The following is a 17,156-nucleotide window of genomic DNA, read 5'->3' on the forward strand; positions in this document are numbered from 1 at the left end:
CGTCGGCGACGGGGGCGTCGTCACCGATGACGTCGATCTGCCCCTGACGGCGGCCGTCCTCCCCGAAGGCGAGGTAGGCGTGTATGCCGTGCTCCTGTCCGCCCTCGGCCGGTCGACAGCCCAGGCAGCATCCGACGCCTGATCACCCGCCTCACCCCCCGCCGATCACCACCCGTCCGCTCTCCTCACTCTTTGCCAAAGGACCGTATGAAGGACTCCCTGCCCAAAGAATCCCCAGGGCAGAAGAACCTGTTCTGGTACTACCACCACGCCAACTGGGACCGCCTGAGCGATCTGCCCGCCCTTTTGCCAGAGATCTGGCTGCACTGGGATCCCAAGACCCTTCGCGAACGCGGCGAGCACGCCATGCAGAACCTGCGGATGGACTTCCTCATGCTGCTCCCGGGCACCCGGCGGGTGGTGCTGGAAGTCGACGGCATGCAGCACTTCACCCGGAACGGCGGAACCGAGCCCGACAGCGCGAAGTACGCCGCCACCATGGCCGGCGACCGCGACCTGAGACGACGGAGGCGGTCGCCGGCGCCGTCTCCGGCACCTACTTCCCGGTCAGTAGGTCGCGAACGGTTTGGTCGCGGAAGCTGAACAGGCCTTCGAGCATGTTTTTGGCGTCCTGCACTGTGCCGGGGAATTGCTCGCTCGGTTCGAAGTGGATGACGTCGCGCATTTCGGCTCCGTTGTCCACGGCGGCGAAGTGGTGCTGGTGGTGCCAGAACTTGAACATTCCGTAGTGATGGATGTCGACGAAGGATTTGTACGGGTCGACGACGGTGACCTCGGTCATCCCGTAGATCTCGCTACCGTCACCCATGCCGTCCAGGTGTTCGACGATCAGACCCGGATAGATGTGATCGGCTTCGGTCAACATCGTGAAGCTGGCGCCGGGCGGCACGGTCTTGGCGATGTTGCGTGGATCGGCGAAGAACTCCCACAGGCTCTCCAACGAGCACTCGAAGACGGCCTTGCGTTCAATGAAGGTGGCACGTGACATGTGAGTTCAGCTCACTTCGTGATGTGATTTTCGATGTGGTGTCCGACCTGCTGATCGGCTGCCCCAGCGAGTTGCGGTGGGCCCGCGTGCCCAACCAGGGCTCGCGACGCTCGGCGACGGCCCCTGCCGCTTGCCGGTGGGGATGCCCGGGTCAGGTGGGATGATCTCGACGGTTTCGCCTGCGGCGCGGCCTCGCAGCACGGTGTGTAGCGTGTCGTCGGTGGTGACCGGAGGCCGGCGGCCGGTTCCGTGGAGGGGTCGTCTCCGCCTCCTGGGATCAGTCGGCGGCGCGGCGCAGGAGTGCTTCGGAGGCGTCCAGGAAGCGGTCGTTGTAGTCCGTGCCGAGTCCGGCGCTGGGCAGGAGCACCTGGGCCTTGTTGTTGAACATCAGGGCGTTGCGGCCGTTGAGGTCGTCGGTGAACAGCAGGGGGACGATTCTGGCCGCGTAGGTCTCCGGGGAGGGTCCGGCCAGCCCGACGACGGCTTCGGCCAGACGGTGCAGGAGGCTGCCCTCCCCCAGGTAGTTGGAGCGGATGTCGGTCTTGATCAATCCCGGGTTCAGGCCGAAGTACGCCGGCCCGGGGAGTCTGCGGTGGCCCGCGAGTACGAGGATCTCGTTGCCGGCGACGGTGTTCATGTGCGCGGCCATCGGTTTGTAGCCGTGCTCGGAGTTCAGGTCCTCAAGCCGGCCGACGTTGCCGGCCCCCGGTGCTCCCATGATGAACACCCGAGGTTGGCGGGCGCTGACCGGGCGGGCGGCGCCCAACCTGGGGCTGAGGCCCTGCAGGACCGCGAGGCGGCTGAGGTAGCTGACGGCCAGGTCCCGCTCTATGCCTTCGGTGGTTTCCTCCCGGGTCTTGGCGGCCATGATCCCCAGTGAGAAGAAGGCGGTGTCATAGGTTTCCGCGGGAAGCTCCTTGCCCAGCCGGACTGCCTCGCGCATCGAGGACAGGTCCGCCTGGACGAAGGTGAGCCGGTCCGTGGTGTGGTCGCGGAAGGTCCGCCCGACCACGGTCACCTCGGCGCCGAGGGCCAAAGCCTGCTGGGCCACGGCCCGGCCCAGGCCGCCTGTCCCGCCGACGACGAGCACGCGCTTGGATGAGAGATCCAGCTGCTCGACGGAGGGGGTGTTAATCGTGGTCGTGCGGTCGACGGTGCCGTTCAGCCGCGCTTTGGGCTGCTTCGGTGCTGCCGGGCTGTAGGGGCCAGCGTTCATGGCGGGTGCCTTCGTTCGTTGTGCCGGTTGCGTGTGTCGGGTCAGGGCAGGGCGGGGTAGTCGGTGTAGCCGTGCTCGTCGCCGCCGTAGGTGGTGGCCCGGTCGGGGGTGTTGAAAGGGCCGCCGCGTTCGAGGCGTTCGGGCAGGTCGGGGTTGGCCAGGAACAGGGCGCCGTAGGCGATCAGGTCGGCGGTGCCGTCCTGGATCAGGTCCAGCTCCTGGGGGCCTGTGGGCTCGGTGCCGGTGAACGGGTTGAGGATGAAGGTGCCCGGCCACTGGCGGCGCAGCCGAAGCGTCAGCCCGCGGGCCCCGGCGGACTCCATCTGGTGCAGGTAGGCGAGGTTCAGTGGGGCCAGGGCGTCGACGACAGCGGCGTAGGTGAGCTCCATGTCGTCCTGGTCGGCTTCGGAGATGTCGTTGAAGGGGTTGCCGGGCGACATGCGGAAGCCCACCCGTTCCGGACCGATCGCCTCGGCGACGGCCTTCGCCGTCTCCACCGCGAACCGGATGCGGCGCTCCGGGGAGCCGCCCCATCCATCGGTTCGCGTGTTGGAGTTCGGGGCGAGGAACTGGTGGATCAGGTAGCCGTTGGCGCCGTGTAGTTCCACGCCGTCGAAACCGGCCTCGACCGCGTTGCGCGCCGCGGTGGCGTAATCGGCGATGGTCTGGGCGATCTCGGCCTCGGTCAGCGCGTGCGGGGTGACGAAGTCCTGCGGGCCCTCGTTCGTGTAGACCTGGCCGGCGGCTTTGACCGCAGAGGGGCCGACCGGGGTCAGGCCCATCAGGCTCGGGTGGCCCACCCGCCCGGTGTGCATCAGCTGCAGGAAGATCACCCCGTCGCGCTCGTGGACGGCGCCGGTGACCTTCTTCCACGCCTCGATCTGCGCGCCGGAGTGGATACCGGGGGTGTTCGGGTAGCCCTGACCGACCGCGGACGGCTGGGTGCCCTCGGTGACGATCAGGCCGGCACCGGCGCGCTGACCGTAGTAGGTGGCCATCAAATCAGTGGCTGACTGGCCGGGCCCGTAGGCACGGCTGCGGGTCATCGGCGCCATCACGATGCGGTTGGCCAGACGCGTGCCGGCCAGGTCATAGGAGGCAAAAGCCTTGTTCATGTCGTCGTTCCTCGTTCGTGCGGGCCCAGCAGGGCCGCTGACATTTTCACGTTACCTGCTCGAACAAGTAAAGCCGCCTGGACATTCCTGCCTCGTGCCACTCGACTCAAGAGGGAGGATTCCGCCCTAAACCGGCGTTCCGCCTAGGCCCGTTTGAAGCGATAGACTCGGAAATAGATGTTCGAGCAGTTACATGAAGGAGCGCAGCATCACATGATCGGCCCAGACTCCGAGGCTTCCCGGCCCGACGCTGCCGAGGCGGCTCGCATGCCGCTGCCGCCCTCTGTCCAGGCCGGGCCGATGGCGAACGCGATCATCCGGGTGGCCCGCCTGCACCGCATGCTCGCCGGGCAGCTCCTGCGCCGGGTCGGCCTCCACCCCGGCCAGGAACTGGTGATGATGCAGCTGTGGGACCTCGGACCGCAGCGTCAGATCGACCTGGTCCGGCTGCTCGGCTCCGACGCGGCCACCATGACCCGCACCGTCAAGCGGCTCGAACACGCCGGCTTCGTTCGCCGCCGCCCCAGCCCCACCGACAAGCGGGCGACGATCATCGAGCCCACCGAGGCCAGCCTCGCCCTGCGCCACCGGGTCGACGAGGTCTGGGCGGAGCTGGAGGAATGCACGGCTGGACAGCTGCCCAAGGAGCGGCAGGCCGAGGCTGTCCAGATTCTGGAGCAGATCGAGGCGAGCCTGGCCCTCGCCGCGACCCGGCATGCGCAACAGCAACCCGGCGGCCAGACAGCGCCACCCGAGGGCCAGGCCGGTTGCGTGTAGCCGGCGCCCAGGGGTGCGAAGCGGCGGCCGATGCCTCGACCTGCGTTCCGACAGCCTGGTCCTGTGTCCGTGTCGGCGGCGTTGTCGTACCGGGGCCGGCGTCACGCTGGCCGGGTCTACGGTCCCGCTGAGTCCGGAGACGGCCCGGCGGCCACATCGGCCGGCCGTCGGCCTCGGGTTTTCCGGCCGGTAGTGCGGCTCGCTGCGGCGTAGGGGAGCGGTCACGTCCTGGACGTGGTGTTCGTTGCTCCTCAGCTGGTGGGGGAGGCAGCGCCGCCACGTCGTTGACCGCTTTCCCGTGATCGGCTCGGTGTGGCGCGTGAACGTCTGGCGTCTGCTGGTTCCCGATGTCTCAGGTGGCGGGGTGGGTGAGGCGGTGGTCGATGTTCTGCCAGTGGTGGTCGAGGTGGTGGAGGGCTCGCTTGCGGTCGCCGATGGCGCAGGCGGTCAGGAAGGGGCTCCACTCGGCGTCCGCGACACCTGATGGGGACAGGTGGATGCGGTGGGCTCGTTGCCATACGGGTTTGAGGTGGTTGACGGCGTCATGGAGCGGCGGGTTGGCGCAGGTGTGGAGGATGGTGTCCCACAGGGCCAGTTCGCAGGCGAGGGCTTCGGCGCCATCGCCTGCGGACGCGGCGCGGGCGTGTGCTGCGGCGCAGTTGCGCACGGCTTGGACGCGGTTGTCGGTGAGGGGCCAGGGGGCGGTGAGGAGGGCGGTGCGGTAGAGGCCGTGCAGGACGGTCGCGGTGCGCCGGGCTGCGGCGGTGCTGGTGTGGGTCACGCGTGCACTGTCGGGGCCGCTGTATTCGATCAACCTCTGTGAGGCCAGAGTCAGCAGGGCTTCCCGCACGCGAACCTGGGGGACATCCAGCCGCCGGGCAGTGTCCCCTTCGCCGAGCAGTGTGCCCGGCGGCAGCCCACCGCTGGTGATCTCCGCGAGCAGGGTCTCGTGAACGCGTTCGCGCAGTGCGTGGGGATCGTCGGTGCCGTAGCGGGCGTCGAGCGGTGTGCGGGCATCTTGGGGCACGGTGTCCTCGTTCTTGGTGTCGGTCCGGTCGTTTCGGCAACAGCCGCGGTTCCTCGGGCGGCTGGCTGGGCAGGGCGGCCGACGCCACGCGCCAACCGGTGTTATGCGCTGCTCTTCTCCGTATGCATGGCGTCATCGCGGTGGGCGGCGAGGCGCTCACTGAGCGGGATGTGCGCGCTGACGCGGTAGCCGCCGGTGTCATCGGGCCCGGCGGTGAGGTGGCCGCCGAGCATGGTGGTGCGCTCGCGCATGCCCAGGAGTCCATGTCCGGATCCGGGGGAGGGCGGAGCGGGTGTGGTGGAGGCGGTGTTGGTGATGTCGAGTTCGAGGGCGTCGTCGGTGTGGGTGAGGCGCAGGTGGACGTGGGCGCCTGGGGCGTGGCGCAGGCAGTTGCTGAGGGCCTCTTGCGTGATGCGGTAGAGGGCCAGCTGCGCGCCGGGGTCGAGGGGCCGGACAGGGCGGCCCGTGATTTCGGTGGTTACGTTCAAGCCGGCCCCGCGGACGTTGGCCACCAGCGCGTCGAGGTCGTCGAGGGTGGGCTGAGGTCCGTGGGGGTTTTCGGTGTCGTCGGAGCGTAGGACTCCGAGCATGCGGCGCAGTTCGGTCAGGGCGTCCAGTGCGTTCTGCCGGATACCCGCCAGGTTCTCGGCCAGCGCGGTCGGATTTTCGGTGAGGTGGGGTGCGACCTGGGCCTGGATGGAGATCACCGACATGTGGTGGGCGACGACATCGTGCAGCTCGCGGGCGATGCGCCCGCGTTCTTCCAGCAGGGTGCGCTGTGCCCGTTCCACGGTGGCCAGCGCCGCCTGCTCGGCCAGCTGCGCATGGGCTGCGCGCCGGCCGCGCAGGGTGGTACCGAGAGCGACAGCGAGCGAGAACAGCACCAAGGTCAGGAAGGTGGTGCCCTGGTGCCGGCCGGCGGCCGCAGCGAGTTCGATCAGGAAGGGGAGGAGGACGGAGGCGGCGAGGGCCGCGCACGCGGCGGGGGCGCGGACACGCAGGGACAGCAGCAGCAGGACCGCGGCATGGGCGCACAAGCCTGGGATGGTCCAGGGCCAGGGTGTGTTTTCAAGGAGATGGGGAGTGCTGGCCGCGGCGGCGATGCCGGCCCCTGTCAGGGACAGCCACCAGGCGGGGGCGGGGTGGGCGAGAGCGAGCAGGAGCGCGCCGCCCTGGAGCAGTGCGAGGAGGATGCCGTAGCCCAGGCCGAGCTGGTTGCGGTGGCCGAGCTGATCGCTGGTGGCGATCACCACGACGGCGGCGGCCGCGGCAACGCATGCGTGGGGCAGACGGCGGAGCCGACGGGGCCGACGCAGGAGCGGCAGCGGGTCGGACCTGAGCGTCAGCAGATCCTGCAGCAAGGAGATCGCACCCATCCGGAGGGCGTTCACTTTTCGCAGCCGGTCTGCGGGTGGCTCGTCGTTCACGTTCACCTGTATCGGTTGAGGCCGGCCGTCACCGGGTACGGCGGTGGCAGGCCGGGAGTGGCGTCCATGGTCTGAGGTGTCGGGAGGGCGTCTCAACCGACGTTAGGGATAAGCGGCCGTGGTCGGCATCACCCTGCAGAGCTGCTCTGCCGCGTAGCTCTGAAGTATGACGAGAACCGGGCCGCCCCCGCGCGTGCGCCGGGGCAGCGCTTCAGTCCCCCGCGCGGATGCCGCCGGCGGGTACGGCGGCTGGCCTCACGGGTCGGGCGTTGCCGTGGGACCGGCGGTGGGGGGCAGGGCGCCGGGGTTGAGATGGGCGACCAGACGGTGGAGGAGGTGATGCACCGAGGCCTGCTCCTGGGGCTCCAGAACCGCCAGTGCCTCTTCATTGACCCGGCGGACCACATCTCGTGCCTGCTCCAGGAGGCGGGAGCCGTCGGGAGTGCTGTGCAGGCACAGGATGCGGCGGTTGGTGGGGTGGGGCGAGCGCGTGAGCAGTCCGCGGTCGGTGAGGCTGGCCACGGCAGAGCCCATGGACTGGGCGGTGATGCCGGCGTGACGGGCGGCGTCGGCGCTGGAGATCCCCGGCTGGCGCTCGGCCCGCTGGAGGGCGTTGTACTGCGCGAGGTTCAGCTCGAGAGCGCGCAGTTCTCTCTCCAGGCGGGTGGCCATGGCCTGGGCGAAGTGCCAGGCCAGATAGCCGGTGTGGATGGGCTGCTCGCTCACATGGGACCCCACTTGTAAGGCAGCTTATGTTTTACTGCTTCGGTTATCAGGCACCTTACAAGTTGTGGACGGTCCTTCTTCATGCCAGCCCCCACCTACCTCCCGATCGCCGACGTCCTGCCGACCGCCCACGGGGACATACCCGACCCCGCCCCTGAACCGCATCCTCGCTCCGGCCTGAAGGGCGTTCTGCTGCCCGTCGCCGTGGTGCTCGCCATCGGGACGGTCTTCGTGAGCGTCTACCTCGCGGCCTTCCACGCTCCCCGCCCGCATGACCTCCCCGTCGCGGCCGTAGGCAACGCCGCCGAGGCGCACCGCCTGGAAGCCGACCTGGAGCGGGTCCTGCCCGGCGGCTTCGAGGTCAGGCCCTACGGCGACGAAGCCGCAGCCCGCGAGGCGGTCGCGCACCGCGAGGCCTACGCCGCCTACGTCCCCGACCACGGCCAGGGCAGCGGCAAGCTGCTCTACGCGGGCGCCAATGGCCCCTCCGTGACCGGCACCCTGTCCGCTGCCTTCGCCCAAGCCGCAGCGCAGGACGGCCCGCCCCCGGCCGGCGCGGACATTCTTCCGGTGTCCGCCGGCGACACCCGCGGCCTGTCGGTCTTCTACGCCGCCTTCGGCCTGGTCCTGGCCGGCTACCTCTTCGGCATGATGACCTACCAGGCCGCGCCCGTTCTGCGCTTTCGCCAGCGCATCGCAAGCCTGACCCTCTTCGGCGCCCTCGGCGGCATCATCGTCGCCCTCCTCGCCGGCGACACCGGTTTCGGCGCCCTCCCCGGCTCCTTCGCCGGCACCGCCGCGGTCACCGCTCTGATGGCCATGGCGGCGGGCGGCGCGACCATGGCGATCGTGAAATGGACCGGATCCGCGGGCGCCGCCATCGCCTCGGTGATTCTGCTGATCTTCGGCAACGCCACCAGCGGCGGTGTCATGCCCCCCTTCTACCTGCCCGACTGGCTGCATCCGCTGTCCGGCGTGCTGCCCGTCGGCGCAGGGGTACGCGCTCTCCAGGGGATGTCCTACTTCCACGCTGACGGCCTGTGGTCCGGCCTCGCCGTGCTGGCCGCGTGGATCCTCGCCTGCGTGGCCCTGCTCTACCTGCGCGATACCCGCAGCGCCCGCAAGGCCCGGCTGCGCACCGCCTGAGGGATCCCTGCCGCCTGACCTCGCCGGCCCCGCGCGCATGCTCGACAGCTCCGCACGCCGAACGACGCCGTCGGGGCACGCTCATCAGCCACCCGGCGCCTGAGCAGCAGGTCGCCCTCGGACTGATCACCACGGCGACCGGCATCGGTGCCGCTGATCCTGAGGCCGACCGTCCCGGCCAGCAGCCGCTCGGCGTCGGCGTGCCCGTGCCGGGCCGCCTCCGCGACCGGAACCGCGCATCGTCCACCGGCCCGCGCGGTCAGCGCGGCCATGCCGAAGAGCGCACCGGGGTGCCCGGGCGGACCGCTCTCACCCGTCAGCTGCAGGCCCTCGGCCTGGGCCCGAGCATCATGCGCAGCGCCGCCTTGGCCGGCGGCTCGGCGAGCCAAGACCTGCCCCTGCTCGGCTACGTCGATCCATGCGACGACACAGTGTTCAACCGGTCGCAGCTCAGAGGCCTCAAGAAGCCGAGGCAGTGCACAAGATCCTTGCTCTGACTGCTCAAGTCGAGCGCAAGGCTCACCGGTAAGTCGTCTTCAACGGCGGCTGACGACGCCACTTTCACAACAGGCCTTATGCGAAGGAGAACCAGTTGACGTTGACGAAGTCGGAGGACTGGCCGCTGGCGAAGGTCAGATAGACGTCGTGGGTTCCGGTGGTGCGGCGGATGTCGGCGGGGACGGTGCGCCAGGCCTGCCAGCCGCCGGTGTTGGCGACGGCGAAGCCGCCGACCGGGGTGGCTGTGGGGCTGTCGAGGCGGACCTGGACCAGGCCGCTGACTCCACCGGCGGCCCCGGAAGCAACTCGGGCGTCGAAGCGGGTGGCGCCGGTGGAGCCGAAGGCCACGGCCGAGAACTTGAGCCAGTCGCCGTCGGACAGATGGCCGACGTCGGATCCGCCGCCGTCGGAGCAGGCCTCGACCTGCGCTCCGGACTGGGCGTTGAATGCCTCGGCCTGGATGGTCGTGAAGGCGCTGACCCCGCCGCCCGAGGCGGTGGCGGTCGGCGTGGGGGCTGGTGTGCCACCGCCGGTCACACCGCCGACCGTGATGGTCCAGCGGCCGGGGGTGCCGGACTGCACCTTGCCCTCGAAGTCGACTCCGGCCGGGTGAACGTCGTCGTACGGGAAGGCGTACCCGAGATGGTCGGGGGTGGCGTTGTGCAGGATGCGGGCGTAGTGGTTGGTGCGCGGCCGGGTGTAGAAGGCGTCGGGCTTCTCGGCGGTCGGCTGGTGGGGGTTGTCCAGCAGGGTGGTGCGGTTGAAGGCGGCGGCGAGACGTGCGCTGAGATTGCCCATCAGGTCGTTGCCCGTGGTGAAGGGCGCGTCGCTGCAGGAGAAGATCGAAAGGGTGGACGGCTTGGTGAAGCTGCCGACTCCGGGGAAGGCGAGGGCGTCGCCCTTCACCCGGCCGGTGACGGTTCCCCAGGTGAACTGGGTGTCGATGCGCAGGTCGGTGGAGCGGTACTTGTTCCACACCTCGTCTACGTAGTCGTCGAAGTAACTACGGAACAAGGCGCTGTTGCCGCGGATTGCCAGGTTGGGGCTGAGTACGCGCAAGTCGCGGCCGCCCGCGGTGACGATCAGCCGGCTCCAGTCGCTGCCGTCGGCGGCGGACTGGGCCCGCAGCGCGGCGGCGACCCGGGACAGTCCGTCGGCGGGCAGCCCGCGCACCGTCTGAGTGCCCTGCCCGGTCTCCAGTTGGAAGGCGATCGGCAGCGAGACCATGTCGACGAACGTGATGTTGGCGTACAACTGGTCGCTGTTGAAGGTGAATTCGCAGAAGTCGTGAGTGACGTCCGCGTTGGGGTCGGTAGGGTTGCTCACCGATGGCAGGGCCAGACCGCCGCCGCGGTTCACCAGGAAGGTGAGCTTCGTGCCGACGGAGAAGTAGATACGGCCGCTGTCCAGGCGCGGCAGCGTCACCCTCCGCGCTCCGGCGCCGGACTCGTTGAGCGGGATGGCACAGTCGACCGCGAGCGGGGTCTGATCGTTGGCCGGAGCCGGCGGGTGGTACAGGCTGGAGCCGTTGGCCTGGATGAAGGCCCAGGTGCCGCCGGCCGCGGGGTCACGGCCGAGCACATAGGCGTACACCGTGTTGTTGCCGGTGGTGTTCACCAGGTCCAGGGGGAGCGTGGCGGTGGTGGACGCGTTGGCGCTCATCTCGAGCCAGGTTGCCGCGGCGGGCACGGCCAGGGCCAGGCCCGCTGTTACGGCGAGGAGTTTTCTACGGGGCATAGTTCGTTGGTGGCGAGCCGTCACGGTGGGGGTCCGTTCTTCGTGAGGTCGGGCGGGGGAGCGGTCGGACGCAGGGACGGGGGAGAAGGGAGGGCGGCGGGGCTGGTGGGTCAGCCGGCCGTCCACTTCTGGTTGGCGGCGCCGGTGCAGGTCCAGGTCTGCAACCGGGTGCCGTCGGCGGAGGAGTTGCCCTTGGCATCCAGGCACTTGCCCGCACCTGTGTTGGTGAGGTCACGAGCGGCGGTATACGTCCACTTCTGGGCGTTGGTGCCGTTGCAGGTGTAGAGCTGGACGACGGCGCCGTCGGCGGTGGAGCCGCCCGCGACGTCCAGGCACTTGCCGAGGGCGCGGACGGTGCCGTCGCCCCCGATGGTCCACTGCTGGGCCGCGCTGCCGGTGCAGTCGTGCAGCTGGATGGGGGTGCGGTCGGTGTCGGAGCCGCCGGCGACGTCGACGCACATGCCGCCGATGCCACGGATCGGGCGTGCGGCGGGGGCGCTGGCGGAGTAGGCGCGGACATAGTCGACGGTCATCGTCTGCGGGAAGGACGTGGAGGCGTCCGGGCTGCCGGGCCAGTCCCCACCGACCGCCAGGTTGAGGATGACGAAGAACGGGTGGTCGAAGACCCACTTGTTGCCGCCGGTGTCGGCCGGCGTGAGGGTCTTGTACGCGGTGCTGTCCACCGACCAGACGAGGGAGTTCGGGCTCCAGTCGACGGCGAACACGTGGAAGTCGTCGGCGAAGGCGCGGCCGCCGGGCAGGCTGTACGCGGCGCCGAGGCCGCCCGCTCCGGAGTAGCCGGGGCCGTGCACCGTACCGTGCACGGTGTTGGGTTCGCGGCCGATGTTCTCCATGATGTCGATCTCACCGCTGTTGGGCCAGCCCACGCTGCCGAGGTCGTTGCCGAGCATCCAGAAGGCGGGCCAGATGCCCTGGCCGCGCGGGATTTTGATGCGGGCCTCGAAGCGGCCGTACGCCTGGGTGAAGGTTTTGGCGGTGTTCAGCCGGGCCGAGGTGTATTGGCACTGCCCGTACCAGCAGCCGAGGCCGGCGTCGGTGTTCTTGCGCGCGGTGATGACGAGGTTGCCCTGGCCGTCGAGCGCGGCGTTCGAGGTGCTGTTGGTGTAGTACTGCAGCTCGTGGTTGCCGAAGCCCGAACCGCCGCTCTCAAGCGTCCACTTGGCGGCGTCGGGAGCGCGGCCGGCCGCACCGTCGAACTCGTCGGACCAGGTCTGCGCGACAACTGCGGCACCGGCGTGCGGGGCGACCGAACGGGTGAAGGACATGAGCACCGCCGCGACCAGGGCGGTGGTCACGAGGAGCACCACTCCGCCGAGAGAGCGGCGACGTGCGCGATGAGCAGCAGCCATGGGCATGGTTCCTTGTCTGGGTGGGGGAGGAGGGGGGCCAGCCTGGGCGAGTCGTGAAGAGTGACAGGAGGGGGCTGAGAGCGCTCCCACACGTGACGCAATGTCACCCGAGACAGCGAGTATTACGGAGCGGTAACCGTCGTGGCAACGTCAGACGTCACTCTTCGCACGCCTCTGAGCTGCGGTTTTCTACCGTGGCCTTCGGCTTAACGATCTCTTAAGGCTGGCTTGATGCAGAGAGGTGTGAATCGGCATCCGGACCGCGTGCTCCCGGCCACGAACCCAGCCCCGGCCGACGGTTCCTCGTTCATGCGTTGGTGTCCGGTGCCGCGCAGCCCGTCGATCGGTGCACCGGCGTTGGTCCGCGACGCCACAGACACGTCGACGAGCAGCGCCGCCGGCCCCGTACGGGAAGCCGGGCAACAGGTCCTTCCGGGTCTTCGAGCGCGGAAGGACCTGTCGCCGCGCCGACCTCAGGCGGTGTGCAGCGTCAGGCCGTAGCGGCCGAGGATTTCGTTGATCGGCTGGAACCAGGTCTGGCCGCCGGACGAGCAGTTGCCCCAGCCGCCGGAGGTGACACCCTGGGCCTGGTCCCCGCTGAGGAACGAGCCGCCGGAGTCGCCTCCCTCGGCGCAGACGCTGGTCTTCGTCATCTGGTAGACGGCGCCCTGGCTGTAGTTGACGGTCTCGTTCTTGGCGAGGACAGTGCCGCAGTGCCAGTGCGTCGTGGACCCCGACCGGCAGATCGAGGCGCCCACGGGTGCCTCGGCGGAGCCGCGTACCAGCTGGTCCGGGATGGTGCCCCAGCCGAGCACCACCGGTACGGTCCACCAGCCGCTGTGGATGCCGACGTAAGCGTAGTCGTTGCCGGGGAATGAGGATCCCTGGAAGGTGCCCATCGCGGACCCGTCCCAGCCGCGCACGGCGGCCCCCGCCTGCCCGCAGTGCCCAGCCGTCACGAAGCCGCCGTACACGGAGAAGCCGATCGAACAGCGGACGTTGCCGGTGTAATACGGGTCGCCGCCGACAGTGCCCGCGGCGTACGTACGGGGCGCCTGCGCCGTCTCGGCGACGGTGACGGGGCCGCCGGCCCTGGCCCGGTCGACGAACGCCCGTACGGCCGGGGCTTCCCGCTCGGTACGCACGACCGTGACGACGACGCTGTTGGTCCGCGGGTCGACGTGCCAGCCGGCCACCCCGGTGGGGGCGCGCAGCGTGTCCAGGCGCGCTTTGTCGCGGTCCAGCGCGGCTGCGCTGTGCCGGACGAGGCGGGTGTCGGCGCCCAGTGCCCGCGCCGCGGACTCCTTCGCGCGGTCGGTCACCGCGACGACGAGCCGGCCGGTGGAAGGCTCGTACCACGAGCCGCCGTACGCACCACCCGCAGCCTGCCGTGCGGTCTTCTCCACGGCCGCGGCGGCCTTTTCTGCGCTCAGCCGTTCCTCGGCCTGGGAAGCGGTGAGCCCGAGGTCCCGGCGCATCGCGTCGAGCAGTCCGGACGAGGCGGACGGCGCTGCGGCGGACGATGCTGCGGCGGGCTCCGGAAGCGGCACGGCGCTCGCCACGCCGGCATGGGCGGCGCCAAGGCCGACGGTCAGGAGCAGGGCGGCGACGGCGGCGCGTAAGGGGGTGGTGTGTTTCACGAGACCTCCTGGTGTGGGGGATTGAAGGCTTGAGAGCGCTCTCACGGAGTGTCGGGCGCTACGCTAGCCCACCCCATTTGTCAGGTCCATACCAAGTGCCGGTTCGGCGTGGCGGGCCCCCGCGCGACCACTCGGTCAACGGGCAGATCGCCGGGGTGGGCCGGGCCGGGCCGCGGCGGCGAACTGGCGCCGCCGGCATGACGAATTCCCGGCGCAGGTGGGCGGTACGGCGGCGAACCCGGAGTTCGACCGGGCCGCGGTCGTCGCCTGGCTCCTCGCCCACGGCAAGATCGTCGTCCCGACAGAGGTGCCGTCCGCCGCCCTGGTCGTCGCTGGAGCAGGGGGCGGGACGCGTCGGTTCCGGCTGGAGGACCCGCACCTGCTCCTGGCCGACGACGCAGAGGCGGAGGACCGGCTGTCCGGCTGGTCCACCGACGAGGAGGGCACGCCGCAAGGGCTGTGCTTTGCACCGCAGGGCCGCGTCGAGAGCGGGGAGTGACGGGGGAGGAGTGTGTAAGGCTGGCACGGGCCGTCGGCGAATGCCCTGGAGGTGACCTGTTGGAGGAACACGTGGAAAAGGCTGAGCCCCAGCGGCGACCAGACGCTGATGCGGGGCCTCGGAGTGAGGTCATGGACGGTCTGCGCGAGCGCGGCTTCGCCCGCTACGGCGCTGCACAACTCGATATCCAACCGGCTGGCTCCGCTGCGGGGGACTTGGCCAGGATCCGGAAGGTCTGCGCGGTTCTGCCACCCGATCCCTACGCTCCGGGGACGAATCGGTTCCGCCGGTACTCCCATGCCGTGTACCTGCCGTGGAAGGACGAACTGTCCTGGATTCCCGGAACCCCCGACCCGGTACACGGTACGGTCACCGACTTCTCCCAGGGTGAGGGCGACCTTGAGTACCCGCGGAAGCGGCGCGTGCTGCCCGACATCCCCGAGGCGCTGCGTGGCAACGCTCTGCTGTTGCGACTCCTGCGCTGGGACATTGAGCAGGTCCTGTTCCTGAAGGATCTGGGGAGACGCCCGCTGTGGGCTGGTGTCCATCTGATCAGGCTCGGCGTCGACCGTCCTGGCCAGGACGCCGTTTCTTCCCCGAACTGCCTGCACCAGGACGGAGGTTCAGCCAGCACGTTCACGTTCGCCCACCTGATCAGCCGTACGAACGTCACCGGCGGGCACAACGTCATCGCCACACCGGGCAGCGCAGGACTCCAACCCGAGGACCCGTGGGCGGACATCCATGCCGACTTCACCCTCACCGACCCACTGGACGGCTACGCCGTCCACGACCACCGAGTCAGCCATTACGTCGGCCCGGTCCGCACGGGCTCCGAGCCAGGGCCGGGCGAACGGTCCATCCTCATCGTCGGCCTCGCCCCCTACGTCCCCCAGTTGTGATACCGGCGCCACCAGCGCCCGTAAGTACGCGTACCGCCCTCGATTGACCGGCGGGCCGCTGGTCGGCCGTGGCCCGCTTCAGGCCGTTGGGTGTTGCGCGTTACTCAGATGACTGGGGGCGCGCCCAGGCGGGTCATGCGCCATGCGGTCCGCCACCGCATCGGTTGCCGTGGCGGGCATGGGACTCGGATCCCTTCGAAGAAGCCGGCCCCGCAGCTTTGCCGTGCGGAACTGGGGGCCATGCTGAGCTGGTACACCTGGGGCGTGTTCTGGGCGACCTCTACTTCTTCGCACGCGTCAACTACTACAACGGCGTGCTGTGGAGAAAATAGGAAGGGAACCTTTGATCACCACACAATCCCCGCGCCGCGGACCGTTCGTGGTCCTGGCCGTCATTGTCGGCTGGGTGACCGCGCTCGCTCTGCTGGCCGGGTCGGCGTATCTGCTCTTCTACGAGTCGGAGGGCTCGTGCCAGAAGAGCAAGGTGGTTGAGCGCATGGCCCGGGTCTCGGCCGCGGCGCCCGCCGTCCCAGTCGGCGCCACGCCCGGATCGAGAGGAGCATGAACGACTTCGCCGGCACCGCCGGTCTCATCGTGCTGTTACTGGTGATGCTCCTCAATATGACGCGCACGGGCCGCACAAAACGCCAGGGGAAGTACACCCGGCCCTGGGCAAGAGGCCAGGTGCCCGCACACAAGCCCCAGCCGATAACGCCGGTGGAACGCGCGGCCCTATGGCGGGCACGAGCGAGGCAGCTGGAAGTCCCCGGAGATGCCGCCGGTGCTGAGAGAGCGATGCAGGAGGCACACCTCTCGGAGGCGCGTGCAAGCCAGGAAAAGAGCGTCGGGGCGCGCCTCCGCCATGTCCAAAGGCGTCTCTTGCGGAGGTAGCCGCCCGTGAAGAGGCACGCAAGGCAGCCCGTGAGGCTGAGCGGCGCATCGCGCTGGCGCTTCTCTTCATGCCGGCAGGTCAACGGGAGCGCTACCAGCAGGAGTGGAACGCCGAGCTGGACACTCTGAGTGCGCGAGAAGCGTCGGCGTTCGCTCTCCAACTGCTCTGGTCGGCGCCGAGGACCGGATCGATGCTGTGGCTCAAGCACACGTTCGGTCGGAGGCCCGCCTGATGGACGAACCGCGCCCGAGCTTCAAGATCACAGTGGCCGTGGATCAGGATGGGTCTCCTCGCTCGTCCGCTAGGCACCGCCGGATTGAGATCATCGGCGAGGGGCAGGTCGATGACTACGTCCTTTGACGAGTGATTGCTCGTGCCGCTCGAGGGCAACGGGACTGGTGGTCTTACAAGGAGATCGCCGACCACATCCACGTACAGCCCGACACCGTGCGCTCCTATCGCAAGCACGGTCTTCTTCCTTCTCCCGACCTCGTGGAGGACGGTAAGCCCTACTGGAAGGCTGACACCATCCGGGCGTGGGTGAGCAGCCGCCCCGGGGCCCGGACGAAGCTTCAGGTCAACCAACCAGCGAACCCGGTCCGTGAAAGGGCTGCACGTCGCACCGCTCTCGCACTCATCTTCGTGCCGATGCGACACCGCGAGCGCTACAGGCAGGAGTGGGTCAACGAGATGGCGCACCTGAGTCCCCAGGAAGCGGCAGTGTTCGCTCTCCATCTGCTGCTTCTGGCACCGAAGATGGGTATGCAGCTGGTGCTCCAGCGGATCTTCGGCCGGGAGGCCGCCTAACCCCGACACACCAGCCCCCGTGCGCTGCGGCGTTCGGGGGTTTCTCATGTCGTGACATCTCGTTCAACTTGCGACCGAGGTCGACACCGGGCAGCGGGCGCAGCTGCTCGGCGGTGACCCACGTGCCGTACTCGGCCAGCTCGACCCCGCCCCCGGCGGCCGTCTGCCAGAGGGGGACGCCTATGCGGTACATCCATAGGCCGGAGTCGAGCTGCTGACGCTCGTAGAGGCGTAGGCGATTGCGCTGGCCCGGCCGTACGCACGCGTCGGGGGGCCTGCGCTGGAGTTCGTCGCCCGGCTGCTTGCGCGGAACGGACACGAGGACGAGGCGGTCAGGCGGCTCAGCGCCGGAATCGAGGACCGGCTCC

General features: G+C 69.4%; 16 protein-coding genes and 1 pseudogene. 8 read left to right on the forward strand and 9 right to left on the reverse strand.

What is annotated here, in order from left to right; genetic code table 11:
• Window positions 1–207: 207 nt before the first annotated feature.
• Window positions 208–603: a hypothetical protein gene (locus AB0F82_RS17190; protein ID WP_362628217.1), complete on the forward strand. Its 396-nt coding sequence runs from the start codon at window positions 208–210 to the stop codon at window positions 601–603.
• On the opposite strand, the gene AB0F82_RS17195 is transcribed toward AB0F82_RS17190, so the two are convergent.
• The 3 genes from AB0F82_RS17195 to AB0F82_RS17205 form a co-directional block, all read right to left on the reverse strand.
• Window positions 557–1,009, reverse strand: a complete 453-nt coding sequence (locus AB0F82_RS17195) for an SRPBCC family protein (RefSeq protein ID WP_362628220.1) — start codon at window positions 1,007–1,009, stop codon at window positions 557–559. The two genes, AB0F82_RS17190 and AB0F82_RS17195, sit on opposite strands and share 47 nt — an antisense overlap.
• Before the next feature lie 277 nt (window positions 1,010–1,286).
• Window positions 1,287–2,225, reverse strand: coding sequence for an NAD-dependent epimerase/dehydratase family protein (locus tag AB0F82_RS17200; protein ID WP_362628222.1), 939 nt, complete (start codon window positions 2,223–2,225; stop codon window positions 1,287–1,289).
• A gap of 41 nt (window positions 2,226–2,266) precedes the next feature.
• A complete protein-coding gene (locus AB0F82_RS17205; RefSeq protein ID WP_362628225.1) occupies window positions 2,267–3,340 on the reverse strand; it encodes an alkene reductase in 1,074 nt (357 codons plus the stop codon).
• A gap of 213 nt (window positions 3,341–3,553) precedes the next feature.
• Here AB0F82_RS17205 and AB0F82_RS17210 point away from each other — a divergent pair, with 213 nt between their 5' ends.
• Entirely contained in the window at window positions 3,554–4,117 is a 564-nt protein-coding gene (locus AB0F82_RS17210) for a MarR family winged helix-turn-helix transcriptional regulator (protein WP_362628228.1), read from the forward strand.
• A 352-nt stretch (window positions 4,118–4,469) separates the two neighbouring features.
• On the opposite strand, the gene AB0F82_RS17215 is transcribed toward AB0F82_RS17210, so the two are convergent.
• The 3 genes from AB0F82_RS17215 to AB0F82_RS17225 form a co-directional block, all read right to left on the reverse strand.
• Window positions 4,470–5,144: a GntR family transcriptional regulator gene (locus tag AB0F82_RS17215; protein ID WP_362628231.1), complete on the reverse strand. Its 675-nt coding sequence runs from the start codon at window positions 5,142–5,144 to the stop codon at window positions 4,470–4,472.
• 101 nt (window positions 5,145–5,245) lie between these two features.
• Window positions 5,246–6,520 (reverse strand): sensor histidine kinase, encoded by a 1,275-nt coding sequence (locus AB0F82_RS17220; RefSeq protein WP_362628233.1) that lies wholly within the window; start codon window positions 6,518–6,520, stop codon window positions 5,246–5,248.
• Between the two features lie 306 nt (window positions 6,521–6,826).
• Complete coding sequence (locus tag AB0F82_RS17225) at window positions 6,827–7,297, reverse strand: MarR family winged helix-turn-helix transcriptional regulator (protein WP_362628235.1); 471 nt, start codon at window positions 7,295–7,297, stop codon at window positions 6,827–6,829.
• 81 nt (window positions 7,298–7,378) lie between these two features.
• On the opposite strand from AB0F82_RS17225, the gene AB0F82_RS17230 reads away from it, so the two are divergent.
• Window positions 7,379–8,443, forward strand: a complete 1,065-nt coding sequence (locus tag AB0F82_RS17230) for an ABC transporter permease (protein WP_362628238.1) — start codon at window positions 7,379–7,381, stop codon at window positions 8,441–8,443.
• Window positions 8,444–9,016: 573 nt separating this feature from the next.
• On the opposite strand, the gene AB0F82_RS17235 is transcribed toward AB0F82_RS17230, so the two are convergent.
• The 3 genes from AB0F82_RS17235 to AB0F82_RS17245 form a co-directional block, all read right to left on the reverse strand.
• A complete protein-coding gene (locus AB0F82_RS17235) occupies window positions 9,017–10,678 on the reverse strand; it encodes a beta-1,3-glucanase family protein (protein ID WP_362628240.1) in 1,662 nt (553 codons plus the stop codon).
• A 110-nt stretch (window positions 10,679–10,788) separates the two neighbouring features.
• Window positions 10,789–12,048, reverse strand: coding sequence for a family 16 glycosylhydrolase (locus AB0F82_RS17240; protein ID WP_362628243.1), 1,260 nt, complete (start codon window positions 12,046–12,048; stop codon window positions 10,789–10,791).
• 473 nt (window positions 12,049–12,521) lie between these two features.
• Window positions 12,522–13,688 carry a S1 family peptidase gene (locus AB0F82_RS17245; RefSeq protein ID WP_362628246.1) on the reverse strand — a complete coding sequence of 389 codons (1,167 nt, stop codon included), beginning with the start codon at window positions 13,686–13,688 and terminating at the stop codon, window positions 12,522–12,524.
• Between the two features lie 217 nt (window positions 13,689–13,905).
• On the opposite strand from AB0F82_RS17245, the gene AB0F82_RS17250 reads away from it, so the two are divergent.
• The 5 genes and pseudogenes from AB0F82_RS17250 to AB0F82_RS17275 all read left to right on the forward strand — a co-directional run.
• Window positions 13,906–14,187, forward strand: a complete 282-nt coding sequence (locus AB0F82_RS17250; protein ID WP_362628249.1) for a hypothetical protein — start codon at window positions 13,906–13,908, stop codon at window positions 14,185–14,187.
• A gap of 131 nt (window positions 14,188–14,318) precedes the next feature.
• On the forward strand, window positions 14,319–15,089 hold the full coding sequence (locus AB0F82_RS17255) for a 2OG-Fe dioxygenase family protein (protein ID WP_362628364.1): 771 nt from the start codon (window positions 14,319–14,321) through the stop codon (window positions 15,087–15,089).
• A 343-nt stretch (window positions 15,090–15,432) separates the two neighbouring features.
• Entirely contained in the window at window positions 15,433–15,654 is a 222-nt protein-coding gene (locus AB0F82_RS17265) for a hypothetical protein (protein WP_362628252.1), read from the forward strand.
• Between the two features lie 394 nt (window positions 15,655–16,048).
• Window positions 16,049–16,213: a hypothetical protein gene (locus tag AB0F82_RS17270; RefSeq protein WP_362628255.1), complete on the forward strand. Its 165-nt coding sequence runs from the start codon at window positions 16,049–16,051 to the stop codon at window positions 16,211–16,213.
• 134 nt (window positions 16,214–16,347) lie between these two features.
• A pseudogene (locus AB0F82_RS17275) lies at window positions 16,348–16,545 on the forward strand (helix-turn-helix transcriptional regulator); the annotation flags it as partial.
• Window positions 16,546–17,156 lie beyond the last annotated feature (611 nt).

Source organism: Streptomyces virginiae (assembly GCF_040638905.1).
Taxonomy (GTDB): domain Bacteria; phylum Actinomycetota; class Actinomycetes; order Streptomycetales; family Streptomycetaceae; genus Streptomyces; species Streptomyces virginiae_B.